Annotated in this window: 12 protein-coding genes and 1 riboswitch; of the genes, 8 read left to right on the plus strand and 4 right to left on the minus strand. The window is 72.5% G+C overall.

Annotated elements, in window-relative coordinates:
• The first annotated feature begins 22 nt into the window (after positions 1-22).
• Positions 23-1,192, plus strand: coding sequence for an acetyl-CoA C-acyltransferase (locus OHA21_RS03485; protein ID WP_328470047.1), 1,170 nt, complete (start codon positions 23-25; stop codon positions 1,190-1,192).
• Here the strand turns inward: OHA21_RS03485 and cydC are convergent.
• The 3 genes from cydC to OHA21_RS03500 form a co-directional block, all read right to left on the minus strand.
• Positions 1,176-4,772: a thiol reductant ABC exporter subunit CydC gene (gene cydC / locus OHA21_RS03490; protein WP_328470049.1), complete on the minus strand. Its 3,597-nt coding sequence runs from the start codon at positions 4,770-4,772 to the stop codon at positions 1,176-1,178. The genes OHA21_RS03485 and cydC overlap by 17 nt on opposite strands.
• 500 nt (positions 4,773-5,272) lie before the next feature.
• Positions 5,273-6,253, minus strand: coding sequence for a cytochrome d ubiquinol oxidase subunit II (cydB, locus tag OHA21_RS03495; RefSeq protein ID WP_328470051.1), 981 nt, complete (start codon positions 6,251-6,253; stop codon positions 5,273-5,275).
• 11 nt (positions 6,254-6,264) lie between these two features.
• On the minus strand, positions 6,265-7,674 hold the full coding sequence (locus OHA21_RS03500) for a cytochrome ubiquinol oxidase subunit I (protein ID WP_442875151.1): 1,410 nt from the start codon (positions 7,672-7,674) through the stop codon (positions 6,265-6,267).
• Between the two features lie 76 nt (positions 7,675-7,750).
• Here OHA21_RS03500 and OHA21_RS03505 point away from each other — a divergent pair, with 76 nt between their 5' ends.
• From OHA21_RS03505 to OHA21_RS03535, 7 genes are all read left to right on the plus strand, one after another.
• Positions 7,751-8,104, plus strand: a complete 354-nt coding sequence (locus OHA21_RS03505) for a BlaI/MecI/CopY family transcriptional regulator (RefSeq protein ID WP_328470055.1) — start codon at positions 7,751-7,753, stop codon at positions 8,102-8,104.
• Positions 8,101-9,009, plus strand: a complete 909-nt coding sequence (locus OHA21_RS03510) for a M56 family metallopeptidase (protein WP_328470057.1) — start codon at positions 8,101-8,103, stop codon at positions 9,007-9,009. The genes OHA21_RS03505 and OHA21_RS03510 overlap by 4 nt, the downstream gene beginning before the upstream one ends.
• Positions 9,010-9,132: 123 nt before the next feature.
• A riboswitch (cyclic di-AMP (ydaO/yuaA leader) is annotated at positions 9,133-9,267 on the plus strand.
• 16 nt (positions 9,268-9,283) lie between these two features.
• Positions 9,284-10,249: a C40 family peptidase gene (locus tag OHA21_RS03515; protein ID WP_328470059.1), complete on the plus strand. Its 966-nt coding sequence runs from the start codon at positions 9,284-9,286 to the stop codon at positions 10,247-10,249.
• Positions 10,250-10,440: 191 nt separating this feature from the next.
• A complete protein-coding gene (locus OHA21_RS03520; RefSeq protein ID WP_328470061.1) occupies positions 10,441-11,901 on the plus strand; it encodes an ATP-binding protein in 1,461 nt (486 codons plus the stop codon).
• Positions 11,898-13,298, plus strand: a complete 1,401-nt coding sequence (locus tag OHA21_RS03525) for a tetratricopeptide repeat protein (RefSeq protein WP_328470063.1) — start codon at positions 11,898-11,900, stop codon at positions 13,296-13,298. Before OHA21_RS03520 ends, OHA21_RS03525 begins: the two co-directional genes overlap by 4 nt.
• 115 nt (positions 13,299-13,413) lie before the next feature.
• On the plus strand, positions 13,414-14,184 hold the full coding sequence (locus OHA21_RS03530; RefSeq protein ID WP_328470065.1) for a phosphatase PAP2 family protein: 771 nt from the start codon (positions 13,414-13,416) through the stop codon (positions 14,182-14,184).
• A gap of 483 nt (positions 14,185-14,667) precedes the next feature.
• Positions 14,668-15,276 carry a tyrosine-protein phosphatase gene (locus OHA21_RS03535; protein WP_328478270.1) on the plus strand — a complete coding sequence of 203 codons (609 nt, stop codon included), beginning with the start codon at positions 14,668-14,670 and terminating at the stop codon, positions 15,274-15,276.
• A 55-nt stretch (positions 15,277-15,331) separates the two neighbouring features.
• Here OHA21_RS03535 and OHA21_RS03540 read toward each other — a convergent pair whose 3' ends face one another.
• Positions 15,332-16,456: a LolA family protein gene (locus tag OHA21_RS03540; protein ID WP_328470067.1), complete on the minus strand. Its 1,125-nt coding sequence runs from the start codon at positions 16,454-16,456 to the stop codon at positions 15,332-15,334.
• Positions 16,457-16,487: the final 31 nt, after the last annotated feature.

Consider the following 16,487-nt stretch of genomic DNA (forward strand, 5'->3'; position numbering starts at 1 on the left):
AATGGAGATCCAGGGAGGAACCATGCGGGACGCCGTCATCGTCGACGCGGTGCGCACACCGGTGGCCAAGGGGAAGCCCACCGGTGCCTACGCCGCCCTCCACCCCGTCACCCTGCACGCCCACGTGCTGCGCGCCCTCACCGAGCGGGTGCCCGGCCTCGACCCCGCCGACATCGACGACGTCATCGGCGGCACCGTCAGCCAGGTCGGCGAACAGGCCGGCAACGCCACCCGGCTCGCCGTGCTCGCCGCCGGGTTTCCCGAGCACGTCCCCGGCGTCACCGTCGACCGCCAGTGCGGCAGCAGTCAGCAGGCGATCAGCTTCGCCGCCCAGGGCGTGATCTCCGGCGGGTACGACATCGTCATCGCCTCCGGGGCCGAGTCGATGTCACACGTACCGATCGGCAGCGCCGCCGTGGTGAACGGCGCGCGAGCCGATGTGGGCGGCCCGCTCCTCGCCGAACGTTACCCCGGCGGCCTGATCCCGCAGGGCGTCGCCGCCGAACTGATCGCCCGGAAGTGGGGCCTGAGCCGCACCCAGCTGGACGAATTCGCCCTGATCAGCCACGAGCGGGCGGCCGCGGCGTCGTTCGAGGGGCAGCTCGCCCCGATCAACTCGCTGGTCGAGGACGAGACGATCCGTCCGGGCGGCAGCCTCGAGGTCCTCGCCGGACTGCGGCCCGCGTTCGCCGATCCGCGCTGGGAGCAGCGGTTCGGCGCCATCGACTGGAAGGTGACCGCCGGCAACTCCAGCCCGGTCAACGACGGAGCCGCGGCCGTACTGATCACCACCAGCGAGATCGCCCGGCAGCGCGGCTGGCGGCCGCGCGCCCGGATCCACACCGCGGTCGCCACCGGCGACGACCCGATCCTCATGCTGACCGGCATCATCCCGGCCACCGCGAAAGTCCTCGCGCGTGCCGGGCTCACCGTGGCCGACATCGACGCCTTCGAGGTCAACGAGGCGTTCAGCTCGGTCGTCCTGGCCTGGCAGGCGGAGACCGGCGCCGACCCGGCGAAGGTCAACGTGGACGGCGGCGCGATCGCCATCGGCCACCCGCTCGGCGCCAGCGGCGCCCGCCTGGCCACCACCCTGCTGGGCGTGCTGGAACGCACCGGCGGCCGGTACGGCCTGCAGACCATGTGCGAGGCCGGCGGCACCGCGAACGCCACCGTCATCGAACGTCTCTGAGCTCCAGCACCCGATCCACCAGATCAAGACCTTCCGCGCGATGCGCGAGGACCAGCACGGTACGCCCGGACGACGCATCCAACAGGTCGGCCATCAGTTCTCGCGCCCCCGCCTCGTCGATGCCCTCGGTCGGCTCGTCGAGAATCAGCAGCCCGGGTTCGGTGAGCAGCGCCCGCGCGGTCGCCAGCCGCCGCCGCTGCCCGCCGCTCACGGTGCTGCCGCCGGTCCCCAGCCAGGTGTCCAGCCCGTCCGGCAGCCCGGCCAGCCAACTGCCGAGCCCGACCCGCTCAAGCACAGCAACGAGCTGCGCATCGCTCGCGCCGGGCGAGGCGAGACGCAGATTCTCCCGTACGGTCGACGCGAACACATGCGACGTCTCATCCCCGACGAGCACCACGGGCCGGCTGTCCTCCGCCGGCTCCCGCACGTCCCGCCCGTCGATCTCCACCACTCCGGTGCGCGGCGCGAGGAGCCGCCCGAGCACGGCCGCGAGCGTCGACTTCCCGGACCCGGATCGCCCGGTGACAGCGGTCCGCGATCCGGCCGGCAGGTTGAGCTCCAGCCCGTCGAGCACAGGCGGCCGGTCCGCATCCCACCCGGCCACCAGCCCACTCACCCGTACCGCGCATCCCGCAACCACTCCTGCCTCCCCACCGCCAGCCGGCGCCGATCCCGGCCGCCACCCAGCCTGCCCTTCCTTCAGGCGGCTGGTGTCTTCCACCGGCTGCCGCCCGCTCGCAGTCGCTGTCTGCTGTGGCCCGGCCGACGGCAGTGGCTCGGAGGTCAGTGCGGCGACCCGCCGGGCCGCGCCCGTAGCCTGCCGCCGGGCGATCGCCGCCTCCGGCAGCGCCACCACCGTCTCACCCAGCACGATCATGCCGAGCAGCAGAACCGCACTCCACTCCGCAGGCAGCCCGGCCCCGGCGAGCACCAGCGCGGTCCCGGCCGCCGCGGCCCCCCACCCCAGGTGGGCGACGGCCGCGGCCAGGCCGGCCTCCCGCGCACCCCGCGCCTCCAGCTCGGCAAGACTCAGGCTTCTCTCCTCCGGTACGCCCAACCGCCCCGAACCCGCCCCCAACTCCTCGACACCGTCCACGGTCTCCACCACCGCGTCCCGCAGCCGTGCCCGGGCCACCCCGGTAGCCGCGTCCAGCCGAGCCGCCTGCCGAGCCGCCATCGCCGGCGCCAGCACCCCCGCGACCAGCACCCCGACCACGAGCGGCACCACGACGACCGGCGCAGTCAGGACGACCGCCAGCCCCGCCACCGTGACCGTCCCCGTCGCAGCCAGCGCCGGCAGTCGTCCCCGCAACAGCCCGTCCACCTGCGCATCCACGTCGTCCACGAGCCGGGTCAGCAGGTCCCCACGCCGGTGCGCCAGCCGCCCCGGAACCCGCGGAATCAGCTCCGCATAGACCCGCGCCCGCCGCCCGCCCAACCGCGCGAACGCCACATCATGCGAGACGAGCCGCTCCAGGTACCGCAGCAACGGCCGGGCAACCGCACTACCCCGAACCAGCACCACGGCAGCCGACAGCGACAACACCGGCGGCAACGACGACGCCCGAACCAGCAGCCACGCCGCCGCCCCGGTCAACAACACCCCAGCCAGCGACGCCGCCGCCCCGAGCACCACCGCAACAACGGGCCGCCGAAGCCATCCCCACCGCTGCGCCGTGACCTCAACCCCGGCCGGGCTCCCGCTCCCCGCCGCCGGCCCCGCGTCGCCAAATGCGGCCCGGTCCCGGATCGGCTCGCGGTTGCCGGATCTTGCCTGGTCACCCGTCCCCGCGGCGTTGCCCTGGCTGAGGTGAGTGTCCGCAGGTTCGCTGTCGTTCGGGCTGCCCGTCCGGCCGTTGTGGCGGGACGGGCCGGGCCCGCCGGCCGGCGGCTGGAGATCGACGATGCGATCGACCGCGGCGAGCAGTGCCGGGCGATGCGCGACCACGAGTACCGCACATCCGCGACCGGCGAAAGCCTGCAGCCGCTCGATCACCAACTGTTCCGCCGCGGCGTCCAGGTGCGCGGTCGGCTCGTCCAGCAGCAACGTGACCACCGGCCCGGACCCGCGCCGGACTCCGGCGGGCTCGGCACTGCCGGATCCGGCCCGGTGGAGCAGGGCCGCCAACGCCAACCGCTGACGCTGGCCGGAGGAGATCCCACCGCCGTGCTCGCTGAGTGCAGTCTCCGCTGTGATCTCACCGTCCAGACCGACCGTGCGCAGCGCGGCCCGGATCTCGTCCGCGGTCGCCCCAGGTGGAAAGACCTCCGCGACGGCCCGGGCATGCGGCAATGCCGGCCGTTGCGGCAGATAGAAGGTACGCCCCACCGCCACCGCCCCGGCCTCAGCGGACTGGAGTCCCGCCAGAACCCGGAGCGCCGTGGTCTTCCCCGCGCCGGACCGCCCCCGCAGGGCGACCAGCTCGCCCGCCCGCACCCCCAGCTCGTCAAGTCGCAGCGCGTCCACCGCCGCACCCGGGTAGCGCGCACGCAACCCGGTGACCCGCACTCCCCAACGCCCGGCCGCGATCGGACTGAGGGCCAGCCGCACGCTGTCCCCCCGGCCGGTGCCGCTCGCCTCGGCGCCGGTTCCGTGGATGTCCCGGGTCTCTGTGCTCTCCGTGGTATCGCTGGCGAGGATCTCGTCCACGTCGGCGATCACTGCGGTGGCGTCGGTGGAGGCGTGGTAGCGGGCAGCCATCTCCCGCAACGGCCGGTAGGCCTCCGGAGCCAGCAGAATCGCCAGCAACGCCGGAGCCAGGTCCATCGACCCGGCCGCCACCCGCAGCCCGGCCTGAACCGCGATCAGCCCGACCGACAGCGTGCCGACGAGGTCCAGCGCGGTAGACGACAGGAACGCGACCCGCAGCACCCGCATGGTCGCGCTGCGGTGCCGGTCGGTCAGGTCGGCGATCACCTCGGTCTGGCGTTCGGCCCGGCCGAAGACTTTGAGGGTCGCCAGCCCGCGCACCACGTCCAGGAAGTGCCCGGCCAGCCGGGCATCGGCCGCCCAGCGCTGCTTGGCCCGCGCCTGCGTGGCCCAGCCGATCAGCGCCCCGAGCAGCGGAATCAGCGGCAGGGTGAACAACGCGATCACCGCAGACGCCGGGTCCACAACGGCCAGCCCGACGACAACCGCCGGCGGCAGAACGACGCCGAGCACCAGGGCCGGAAGATAGCCGGAGAACCAGGGCCGAAGCGAGTCCAGCCCCGTGCCGAGGACCGCAGTCAGGCGGCCCGCACCGAACGACGCGACCCACGCCGGCCCGCGCCGCACCATGGCCGCCAACAGCGACCGCCGCAGTTCATCGGTGACCCGAGCCGCCGTACGCCGAGCCACCACCTGCTCCACCCACGCAAGCCCGGCCCGCACCGCGAACGCCCCCGCCAGCAGCCCCACAGCCGCCATCCGAGGCTCCGCCGTGGCGCCACCCGCCACGAACCCATCCGCAACAAACCCGCCGGCGCCGAACCCACCCGCCCCGAACCCACCCGCAACGATCCAGCACAACGCCACCGCGATGGTCAGCGTCGCCGCGGCCTGCCCGATCCCGATGACAGCGAGCAGCCCGATCCCCACCCGACTGGCCCGCGCATGCCGCAAAAGCCGCGGATCAACCGGCCCCCGCTTACCCCGCCGCCTCGTCCCGCCCCGCGACCCGGTCCCGCGCTGCGATCGGGTTTCGTCCTGCGATCCGGTTCCGTCTCCCGGCGCGGTCGCGCGCTGCGGTCCGATTCCGTCCTGCAGTTCGATGCTGCGCTGCGGTCCGATTCCGTCCTGCAGTTCAATGCTGCGCTGCGGTCCGGTTCCGCGCCGCAGCGCCACCGATTCGTCGTTCCGTCGCGCGATCTTGGGCCTTGTGCCACACCCCGATGTGGTCGACAGCGCAAGATCCACGCGGGCTCCGCGGCGCAGCCAGATCTTGGGCCGCCAACCACCTCCCGGCGTGGTCAATCGCTCAAGATCGCCCGGCGTGGGGTGCGATGCCGCCGAAGCGGAAGGAACGGCGGAGGCGGAGCCGAAAAGGGCGCGAAGAAGGGCCGGCCGGCCGGAAGGCAGCGGGAAAGCGCGCCCGGCAGTCACGACGCGACCCGTTCGCTGGCTACGCGGCGGCGGAAGACCCAGTAGGACCAGGCCTGGTAGACGAGCACGCCGGGCAGGATCAGAACCCCGGCGATCGTGATCAGCTGCAAGGCTTCCGGGCCGGCCGCCGCGCCTGAGCGGGTCAGGCTCCAGGCCGGGTCCAGGGTGCTGCGCAGCACCACCGAGCCGTGCGCTGTGAAGACCGCGACCACCGCCCCGGCCACCGCGGCCGCCACCGCCGCGAAAGCGCCGGCCTCGCGGGACCGTCGCGCCTGCAGACCGGCCACGAAGACCAGGGCCGCGGCGGCGAGGACGAGCCGGTTGCCCGTACCGATGCCGATGAGCAGAAGGGTGACCGCCCCGCCGGTGCCGGTGTGCCGGGCCAGGTCGCGGGCCCGGCGGCGGACCGGGCCGGTGGTGCGCAGCGCGAGGAACGTCGCGCCGAGCATGACCGCCGCGAGCAGGGCGGCGAGCGCGCCCAGCCCGGCGGCGGGGCTGATCAGCGGGGACAGGCTGCGGGACAGGCCGGTGCCGGTGACTTCGCCGTTGGCGCCGAGGGCGAGGCCGTCGACGAGGATGCCGAGCACCGCGCCCCAGAGCAGCACGACGCCGGCCGAGCTGGCCGACAGCAGCCAGTCGCTGCGGCGCTGCCAGCCGGGCGAGTCGTGTTTGCCGCGGAACTCCAGGGCGACGCCGCGGACCGCGAGCAGCAGCAGGATCAGGACCATCGGCAGGTAGAGGCCGGAGAGCAGGGCGGCGTACCAGTCGGGGAACGCGGCGAAGGTGACCCCGATGGCGGCGACCAGCCAGACTTCGTTGCCGTCCCAGAACGGGCCGATCGTACGGATGACCGCCCCCCGCTCGTGCGGCGACCGGCCGACGACGGGCCCGAGGATGCCGACGCCGAAGTCGAAGCCTTCGAGGACGAAGTAGAGCACCCAGGCGAGGACGAGTACCGCGAACCAGAAGGTGATCATGTCGAGTGCTCCTAGTAGGCCGGGGCGGGTTCGGCGGAGGACGGGGCGGGCCCCTCCACGGGGACGAGCGGTTCGCGGGACAGGTGCACGACGAGCCGGCACCACGCCACCGCCAGCAGCCCGTAGACCAGCGTGAACCCGGCCAGCGACGCGATCACCTCGGCGCTGGTGAGCCCGGGGGAGATGCCGTCGGACACCTTGGAGATGCCGAACGCCAGCCAGGGTTGCCGCGCCGTCTCGGTGAAGATCCAGCCGAAGGTGTTGGCCGCCGCCGGCAGGATCGGCGCGATCAGGACGAAGCGCCGCAGCCAGCGCGGAGTGCCCTGGCCGGGCCGCAGAACGCGGGGGAGCCTTGTGAGCCGCAGCGACGAGGTGGACCACAGATGGAAGGCAGCGAGAATCATCGCCAGGATCCCGGCGCCCATCATCAGACGGAACGTCCAGAACGCCACCGGGATCATCGGGATGTAGCTGCCCGGTCCGTACTGGGCCACGTACGCCGCCTGCAGATCGTCGATGCCCTGCACGGTCCCGTCGAACGAGCCGGTGCCGAGGAACGACAGCAGATAGGGCACCTCGATGCTGAAGAACGGCCGGTCGTGCCCGAGCGACCCGATCGCGAACAGCGAGAACGGCGCCCCGGTGGTGGTCTCGTAGAGCGCTTCGGCGGCCGCCATCTTCATCGGCTGCACAGCGGTCATCACCTTGCCGAGGTGGTCGCCGCTGATCGCCACCGCCGCCCCGCCGACCAGCATGATCCAGGCGCCGAGCCGGGAAAGCGTGCGGAACGCGGTGTCCGCCGAGGCCCGCCAGATGCCGATCGCCATCAGCAGCCCGCCGCCGGCCATCGCGCACCCGGCGATGGTGTGCGGGAACGCCGCGAGCACCACCTCGTTGGTGAGCAGCTCGGTGAAGCTGGTCAGGTGCGCCCGCCCGGTCTCCGGGTCCAGCGCGTACGCCACCGGGTTCTGCATGAACGAGTTGGCGGCCAGGATGATGTACGCCGACAGCAGCGTCCCCACCGCGACCACCACGATCGTCGCCGCGTGCAGCCGGCGGGGGAGCCGGTCCCACCCGAAGTACCAGAGCGCCAGGAACGTCGCCTCGAGGAAGAACGCGAGCATGCCCTCGATGGCCAGCGTCGGCCCGAACACGTCACCGTAGAACCGGGCGAACGCGCTCCACCCCAGCCCGAACTGGAACTCCTGGACCAGTCCGGTGACCACGCCGACGGCGAACGTGACGATCAGCAGCTTGCCGACGAACTTGGTGAGGTGCAGGTACTTGTCCTTGCCGGTGCGCATCCAGGTCAGCTGCAGGCCGGCGGCGGCCGCCGACAGGCAGATCGACAACGGTACGAACAGGTAGTGGTAGATCGTCACGACCGCGAACTGCAGCCGGGTCAGATCGAGCACGTCCACGAGGTCCCCCACTTCTACGACGCCTCGTAGTAGATACTACGCCGCGTAGTACGACAAGTTGAAGTAGACTCCGGGCATGGCAATGGGCGACCTCGAGCGCGAGGTCATGACGAAGCTGTGGGACGCGCGCGAGCCGCTCACCGTCCGGCAGGTGCACGAGCTGCTCAGCCGTGACCGCGACCTGGCGTACACGACGGTGATGACCGTGCTGGACCGGCTCGCCAAGAAGAAGCTCGTGACCCAGCAGAAGGCGGACCGCGCTTATCGGTACGCGCCGGCGCAGACCCGCGAGGAGATGACCGCCGGGCTGATGCTCGACGCGCTCAGCGCCACCCCCGACCGCGACGCCGCCCTGGCGTACTTCGTCGGTCAGCTGCCCCCGGACGCTCTCAAGGCGGCTATCGAAGCGGCGCGCAACCCCGAGCGGTGACCGCCCTCCTGCTCGGCGCGCTCGGGCTCGCCCTCTCCCTGATCGCGCCGGGGATCCTGGCGCACGTCCGCTGGCTCGACCGTGCCCCGGTCGCCGGCGTCCTGCTCTGGCAGGCGCTCACGCTGACCGCGGTGCTCTGCGCCCTCGGCGTCGTCCTCGCCGCCCCGGAAGAGGTGACCCGCGCCGCCGGCGCCCGTCACCCGGAGACCGTGGCCGCGCTGATCTTCTCCCTCGCGGTGGCCGCGACCATCGTGATCCGTCTGCTGATCTCGCTCGGCCGGGTCAGCTACCGGGCCCGGGCCCGTCGCGCCCGGCACCGGATGCTTGTCGACTTGCTCGACCGGGTGGAGCGCCGGGAAGAGATCAAGGGCGGCGAGGTACGCGTACTCGACGGCCCCCTCCCGATGGCGTACTGCGTCCCCGGCCGGGACCCCCGCGTGGTCCTGAGCGACGGCGTCCTGCAGGTGCTCGACCCCGAACAGGTCGACGCGGTCCTCGCCCACGAGCGCGCCCACCTGCGGCACAAGCACGAGCTGGTGATGGAGTCGTTCACCGCGTTCTACCGGGCGGTGCCCCGGCCGCTGCGGAGCAGGGCGCCGCTGGACGCCGTACACCTGCTGTTGGAGATGGTGGCCGATGATGCCGCGCGGCGCCGCACCGGGCCGGCGCCGCTGCGGGCCGCGCTTGCTCGTCTCGCCGACGCCGTCCCCCTGGCGGAGGAGGTGGCCGCCGACCCGGAGGGTGAATCACGTCGCCGGCGCCTGGCCCGGCTGGACGGCCCGGACCGTAGCTCCACGACACTGACCGTCGCCGCGACCACCGCCGCGGTAGGCCTACTCGTGTTACCCACCGTAGTCCTGGTCGTCCCCTGGCTCGGCAAAGCCCTGAACACTTGGCCGTTCTGATCACGCAAAGTAGCCGACGAAGCGCGGACGGTTTCGCCACGTGGGCACGCTTCAGTTACGTCCTTGATCCGAGTACGGTGGTCCCCGGTTCGACAGCCCCCCATCGGCCATCCGGCCGATCTGGACGAGCCACCGCCTAGTCGCCCGCGAGGGCGAACCGGGGAACCAGGTAACCGGGGTGAAGCCGCGGCGACGCGGCCGGGCGCGCTTCCCGCCCGAACCCGTCAGCTAACCCGGTCGGCGGCCGAGTGGGAAGAAAGGACAACGCACCTTCGTGAAACGGATTGTGCGCGGCCTGATCTGCGCCGTGGCCGCGGCTGGGCTCGTGCTCACCGGATCGGCCGTTGCCCACGCCGAGCCCACCCCCTCCGACATCGAGAAGAAGATCGATACGGAGTGGAACAAGCTCGAACCCGTCATCGAGCAGTACAACGACGTCCACGGCAAGCTGAAGAAGCTGCAGAAGCAGCAGAAACAGCTGGAGAAGACCCTGGCCCCGCTGCAGGCCCAGGTGGACGCCGCCATGGTCGAGGTCCGCGGCCTCGCGGTGGACGCCTACATGCAGGGGCCGCCGAGCGCGCTCAACGCGATCATGAGTGGCGACCCGGACGGCCTGACCGAGAAGCTCACCCTCCTCGACCAGCTGGCCTACAACCGGGAGCAGTCGATCGCCGACGTGGCGCGGCTGCGCGACAAGTACGCAGCCGACAAGGCGAAGGTGGACCAGCTCGCCTCCGAGATCGCCGTCCGTGACAAGGATCTGGCGTCGAAGAAGACGACGATCGAGGGCGAGATCGAGGACCTCCAGCAGCTGCGGATCGATGCGTACGGCACGGCGGACGTCAACGACGGCCCGCTGCGGACCGGTCCGTGCCCGGTGACGTACACCAACGACAAGGGTGGTCGCGCGGCCCAGAAGGCGTGCGACCTGATCGGCAAGCCCTACGTCTTCGGCTCCAACGGCCCGAACAGCTACGACTGCTCAGGCCTGACGCAGGAGGCCTGGGGTTCGGTCGGCGTCCACCTCGAGCACTACACGAAAGACCAGTGGGGATCCACCTCACCGGTCAGCCGTGCCGAGCTGAAGCCGGGTGACCTGGTCTTCTACTACTCGGACCTGCACCACGTCGCCCTCTACATCGGCGGCGGCAAGGTGGTGCACGCGCCGCACACGGGCGACCACGTGCGGATGGCGTCGATCGATCGCGGCCCGATCGCTGGCTATCGCCGACCGGGCTAGAGCACTCCACGAAACGGTCGCTGTCAGCATCGGGCAGCGGCCGTTTCGCATTTTCCGGTACGCGTGACGAAAAGTCCCCGCTCTCCCACCGCGAGCCCCAGCCCGCTTGCGGCCCTGACGCGCCTTTCGCGTGTGGCTTCTGGTCACCGTCACGGACAGGCCCTCAGCGGACCGGGGCATAATCGCCTCTCATGAGCGACGCCTTGATCGACAGCCTCACCGCGGCGGTGCAGGCCCGCCCGGACGACCTGCCACTGCGGCTGCACCTGGCCGAACTGCTGGTCGCTGCCGGCCGCGGCGCCGAGGCGATCGGTCACGCCGCTCAGGTGCTCGCCCGCGAGCCGGGCAACACCACCGCGCAGCAGCTCATGGCCCGCGCCCTCGGCCCGGCGAGCACAGGCGGCGCGCCCGGCGCGCCCGGCGCCTCCGGCACAGCCGGCGCCGTCGATGCGCCCGGCGTTGCCGGCGGACCCGGCGCGGCTGGCGCGTCCGGCGGACCCGGCGCGGCTGGCGCTGCTGGCGGACCCGGCGCGGCTGGCGCGTCCGGCGGACCCGGCGCGGCTGGCGCGTCCGGCGGACCCGGCGCGGCTGGCGCGTCCGGCACTGCTTCTTTTCCGACAAATCCGGAAAGTCCGGCAAATCCGGCCGACCAGGCTGCACCCTCGCCCGGCGGGGTCGACTGGGCCGCCCTCGAGCAGCAGTTCGGCGACGTCGTCCCGCCGCGCTTCGCCCGGGCCGACGGGGAACCCGATCCCGTCCACGGCCACGCCGACCGAACCTTCGACATCGAGCGCTCCACCGTCACCCTGGCCGACGTCGGTGGCATGGCCGACGTCAAGAAGCGCCTCGAGGTCTCGTTCCTCGGCCCGCTGCGCAACCCGAAGCTGCGGTCGCTGTTCGGCAAGAGCCTGCGCGGCGGCCTGCTGCTCTACGGCCCGCCCGGCTGCGGCAAGACTTTCCTGGCCCGCGCGGTCGCCGGGGAGATGGGCGCGTCGTTCATCTCGCTGAGCATCACCGACGTGCTGAACATGTGGATCGGCAGTTCGGAACGCAACCTCCACGACCTGTTCGAGTCGGCCCGCGGCCACGCACCCTGTGTGCTGTTCCTGGACGAGATCGACGCCCTCGGGCACAAGCGGAGCCAGTTGCAGTCGTCCATGCGTACCGTGGTGAACCAGCTGCTCACCGAGCTCGACGGGGTGGACGGCGGCAACGACGGTGTGTTCGTCTTGGCCGCCACCAACGCCCCGTGGGACGTCGACGCCGCGCTGCGACGTCCGGGACGCTTGGACCGTACCGTGCTGGTTCTTCCTCCGGACGCGCCCGCGCGAGCGGCCATCCTGGAGTACCACCTGCGTGATCGCCCGGTCGCCGGCATCGACCTGGCCGCGGTCGCCGCCGCGACCGAGCACTACTCCGGCGCCGACCTGGCGCACCTGTGCGAGACCGCCGCCGAGTACGCGATGCGCGACTCGATCGCCACCGGCGAGATCCGCATGATCAACCAGGCCGACATGCTGGCCGCCGCCCGCGAAATCCGCCCGTCCACCGACGCCTGGTTCGGCACCGCCCGCAACGTGGCGATGTTCGCCAACGAGAGCGGCGAGTACGACGACCTGGCCGCCTACCTGAAGAAGCGCAAGGTGCGGTGACCGCTGCCGCCGCCCGTGCCCGGGCCCTCGCCGACGTGGGCCGGCTCCCCGAGGCCGAGCAAGCGCTGCGGACCGGCCTGATCGAGACGCCCGCCGACCCGGAGCTGCTCGCCCTGCTGGCCGGTGTGCTCCGCCTGCAGGGCCGCCGTTCCGCCGCCCTGGCCGCAGCCGACGCCGCGGTCGCCGCAGCTCCCCAGCTCTCCGGCGCCCACATCGAACGAGCCGAGTGCCTGCTCCTGCTTCCACCCGCCCCCGATCCCGGCATCCCGCCCACTCCGAACCCCAACGGCGGGCGCGGCTTCGCGGCCGACGCGGAGGCCGGCACCGAGTCCGGCTCCGCGGTTGGCGCCGGGTCCGACGGCGAGCCCGGCTTGGCGGCTGGTGCGGGGTCCGGCGGCGAGCCCGGCTTGGCAGCTAGTGCCGGGTGCGGCGGCGAGTCCGGCTTGGCGGTTGGTGCCGAGTCCGACGGCGAGCCCGGCTTGGCAGCTAGTGCAGGGTCCGGCGGGGAGTCCGGCTTGGTGGTTGGTGCGGGGTCCGGCGGTGAGCCCGGCTTGGCGGTTGGTGCAGGGTCCGGCAGCCGGCGCGGCGCGTCCGCGGCGGGCCGGCGCCGGAGGGTGCGCGCCGACCGCGATCGTGCAGACGAGCAGCGCCTGGCGGAAGCGCTGGCCGAGGCCGAGGAGGCCGTCCGCCTCGCGCCCGCTTTCCCGCCGGCCCATCGCGTGCTGGCCCGCACATTAGTCCTCCGCCGCGAGTTCGGCCGGGCCCGCGAGGCGGCCCGCCGCGCCCTGGAACTCGCCCCCGGCTCGGTCACCGACCTGCTCACCCTGGCCGAGATCGAACGCATCGCCGGCCGGCGGGGCGCCGCACGGCAGGCCGTCCAGCAGGCCCTCGCCCGCGATCCGGAGAACCCGGACGGCCGCTGGCTGATCGCCCTGCTGGACGCCGAACGCCTGCGGGTCGGTTCGGCCATGCGCGGACTGCGTGGCCTGGCCGCCGACCATCCCGGCCGGCTCGACGTCACCGCTATGACCTGGCCGATCCGCGGTCTGCTCGCCGGTCTGCGCCGCGGCCTGACGGTGGGCGTGCCGGTGACCGCGGCGCTGGTGGTGACCGCGTTCTGGTGGTCCGGCGCGGTTCTGCTGGCCCGCGCGTCGGCCGGCACGGTCGCTGTCGTACTGCTGCTGTTCGGGCTCCGTGTTCTGATCCCGGCGGGCCTGCTGCCCTGGCGCTGCCTGACATTGCTGCCGCCGCGCACGCGCCGGGCGATTCTCGGCGGTCTGGTCGCGGCAGGCGCGACGGTCACGCTCCTTCTGGGGTACGCGGTGACCGCCCTCTGGCAGCTGACAGCTCTCACTCTGGCGGCAGGTCTGCTGGTCCGCCGAGCCGACCCTGTGTAACAGCTGCGCGTTACATCACTTTCGCCCATTTGAATCTTGCACAAACTGCAAGATCGCCGGATGCTGGCCCGAGTCCGAATATACGGGGGAGCATCATGGCGAATTCAGGTGCCGTTTGACCAGCGGCAACCCGGCGCCCACCAGGCTCCGGGTCCCGGCGTTACGCGAGTTCGCCCTGGTAGCCGTCCTGTTCCTGATCTACAAGGCGGCCCGGCTGGTCGCGGTCGGCCACGTCGACGACGCCTTCCGCAACGCGGACGCGATCTGGGACCTCGAACGCCGCCTGCACCTGCCTGGCGAGTTGGCCCTGCAGCACGCCATCCTGGACTGGCCGTTTCTGGTCACCGCGGCGAACAGCTACTACGCGTACGTCCACTTCCCCGCCACCGCCGCCTGCCTGATCTGGCTGTACCTGCGCCGCCCCGCCCACTACCGCTGGACCCGCAACGTCCTGGTCCTGCTCACCTCGGGCGCCCTGGTCGTACACTTCCTGATCCCGCTCGCGCCGCCCCGGATGCTCTCCGCCACCGGCATGCTGGACCTCGGCCGCCTCTACGGCCCGGCCGTCTACGGCGCCCCGGAGACCGACCAGCTCTCCAACCAGTACGCCGCCATGCCCTCCCTGCACGTCGGCTGGGCCCTGGTGGTGGCGATCGCCCTGCTGGCCGCCATGCCGACCGCCCGGTATCGAGCTCTCTGGCTGCTCCACCCCGCGATCACCCTGCTGGTCGTGGTAGTCACCGGCAACCACTACTGGCTCGACGCACTAGCCGCCGGCGCCCTGCTGGCCGCGTCCTACGCCCTCCTCCGCCCGAACCGCCCCCCAGACACCGTCCCCCGCCTACCCCGCCAGAGAACCGCCACCCAGCAAACCCCCGTCAGCTAGCTCCCCACCCGGCCCGAGCCGCCCGCCAGGCAGGTTTCAGCGGGCCGGTAGGGCGTCTGGTTGGCGGCTGGCGGTCGCGGGCCGCCGGTCAGGCAGGTTTCGGCGGGGCGGTAGGGCGTCTGGTTGGCGGCTGGTGGTCGCGGGCCGCCCGCCAGGCAGGTTTCAGCGCGCCGGTAGCACGTCTGGTTGGCGGCTGGTGGTCGCGGGCCGCCCGCCAGGCAGGTTTCAGCGCGCCGGTAGCACGTCTGGTTGGCGGCTGGTGGTTGCGGGCCGCCCGTCAGGCAGGTTTCAACGGGGCGGTAGCACGTCTGGTTGGCGGCTGGTGGTTGCGGGCCGCCGGGCAGGCGGGTTTCGGCGGGGCGGTAGGGCGTCTGGTTGGCGGCTGGTGGTCGCGGGCCGCCCGTCAGGCAGGTTTCGACCGCGCCGGGAGGGATCGAGCCCGCGCCGCGGAGAGCGGCAGCCAGGTACGCTGCGGCCGTGCAGATGGAGTGGCCCGACTGCAGCAACGCCCGCGACCTGGGTGGCACCCCCACCCACGACGGCCGCCGCATCCGGCCCGGCGCGCTGATCCGGTCCGACAGCCACGGCCTGCTCACAGCCGCCTCGGTCGCCACCGTCCAGGCTCTGCATCCGGCCCTGATCCTGGACCTGCGCTGGCCCCGCGAATGCGAACGCGATCCGAGCACCCTCGCCGCCGACCCCGCGTACCGCAACGTGCCGCTGCTCGCCGACCCGCTGGGCTACGACCCGCCGGACGACACTTACGCGCCGATGCTCGACCACAACAGTGAGCGGATCGCCCTGGCGTTCCGGACGATCGCGGCCGCCCCGCCCGGCCCGGTGCTGGTGCACTGCCACGGCGGCCGGGACCGCACCGGGGCGCTGATCGCGCTGCTCCTCGGCGTCGCCGGGGTGGACGCGGAGACGATTGCCGCGGACTTCGCGCGTACCCCCGGAACTGAAGCAATAGCCATGCGCAACACGCTGTCGCACGCCGAGCGCAGATATGGCGGCGTGGAACGCTACCTGCTCGAGGCCGGCGTGCCGGCCGCCGACCTGGACCGGATCCGCGACCGCCTGGTCGAGGAATAGACGAGCCCCGCCGCTTCGGATGAAGATGAAGCAGCGGGGCTCGGCAAAGTGAGGATCAGGCGACCTCGTACAGGGCCTCCGGGGTGACCGCCCCGGCGAAGACCCGCCCGTCGTCGGTGAGCAGGACGGTGAAGAGCGCGCCGCTCAGCAACCGGCCGCTGCCCCACGAACCGCTGACCTTCGGCATCGTGCCGAGGAAGCTCTCGGCCAGCTTGGCCTCGTCCTTGTCAGCGCCCGCGATCGCCTTGTCCGGGGACTCCGGCAGCTTCGCCGACACGATCGTGGTCCAGCCCTCGCCGATCACCTTCGGCTCGTCGCCCGGGTTGCCGGAGGGCTTGCCGGTCGACGGCTTGCCGGTGTGCGCGGCGTCCGGCCCGAAGACCGTGCCGGCCTCGTCGACCTTGGCGCCCGGCGGCGGGTTGAAGGTGAACTGCTCGGCGTCCGGCACGTCGAAGCTGATCTGCTCGAAGGCGACCCGGAAGGCCGGCTTCGTGGTGTTCTTCGCGTAGACGTCGACGCGCAGCGGGATGTGCTCGGTCGCGTCGATGGCGAGCCGCACCTGCCCGACCAGCGATTCGCTGTCGCGGGGCGTGAGCACCAGCTCGTACGCGTCCCGCCCGGCCACCTCGGCGGCGCCGGTCGTGGCGACCTCGGTGCTCGGGTTGATCGCGGAGAGGGCCGCGTCGGCCGCTTCCTGCGGTGAGGGCACACCGCTCGGCAGCGACTTCGGGTCCTGCTTGTCGGCCGGCAGCTTGGCGTGGGTGCCGGTGTTCTCCTTGCTGTTCCACACCCAGACGTCCGACCCGTTGCGGATCATGTCGGTCTGGCCGTCGGTGCCGAGCAGCGCCACCCGCGCCTTGTCCTCACCGGCGTACCAGATGCGTGCGGTGTTGCTGCCGGCGATCAGGCTGGTCAGGCCTCCGCCGCTGGGTGCGGCCTGGCTGAGCAGCCCGGCGATGCCCGGCAGACCCAGGTCGGAGCTCTGCACCACGGTGCCGGAGAGCCCGTCCGGGTCGGCGTTCTGCAGATCGACGAGCAGCTCGGCGGCAGTGCGCTCGGGCAGCGCCGGATCGGCGCTCGCCACGATCGTTCCGGCCGCCGCGCCGCCCCCGATGACCGCCACCGCGGCGGCCGACGGTACGAGCCAGCGCAGCGCCGGCCTGGACCTGAACACGGACACGATGTCCACCTCCTGTTGTCTGGAACCCATC

Source organism: Actinoplanes sp. NBC_00393 (assembly GCF_036053395.1).
Lineage (GTDB): Bacteria > Actinomycetota > Actinomycetes > Mycobacteriales > Micromonosporaceae > Actinoplanes.

Excerpts from the sequence above, each read along its gene's own strand:
- OHA21_RS03485 (WP_328470047.1), top strand. The coding sequence starts at position 23 with ATGCGGGACGCCGTCATCGTCGACGCGGTGCGCACACCGGTGGCCAAG.
- cydB (WP_328470051.1), bottom strand. The coding sequence starts at position 6,253 with ATGATCACCTTCTGGTTCGCGGTACTCGTCCTCGCCTGGGTGCTCTAC.
- OHA21_RS03505 (WP_328470055.1), top strand. The coding sequence starts at position 7,751 with ATGGCAATGGGCGACCTCGAGCGCGAGGTCATGACGAAGCTGTGGGAC.
- OHA21_RS03520 (WP_328470061.1), top strand. The coding sequence starts at position 10,441 with ATGAGCGACGCCTTGATCGACAGCCTCACCGCGGCGGTGCAGGCCCGC.
- OHA21_RS03535 (WP_328478270.1), top strand. The coding sequence starts at position 14,668 with ATGGAGTGGCCCGACTGCAGCAACGCCCGCGACCTGGGTGGCACCCCC.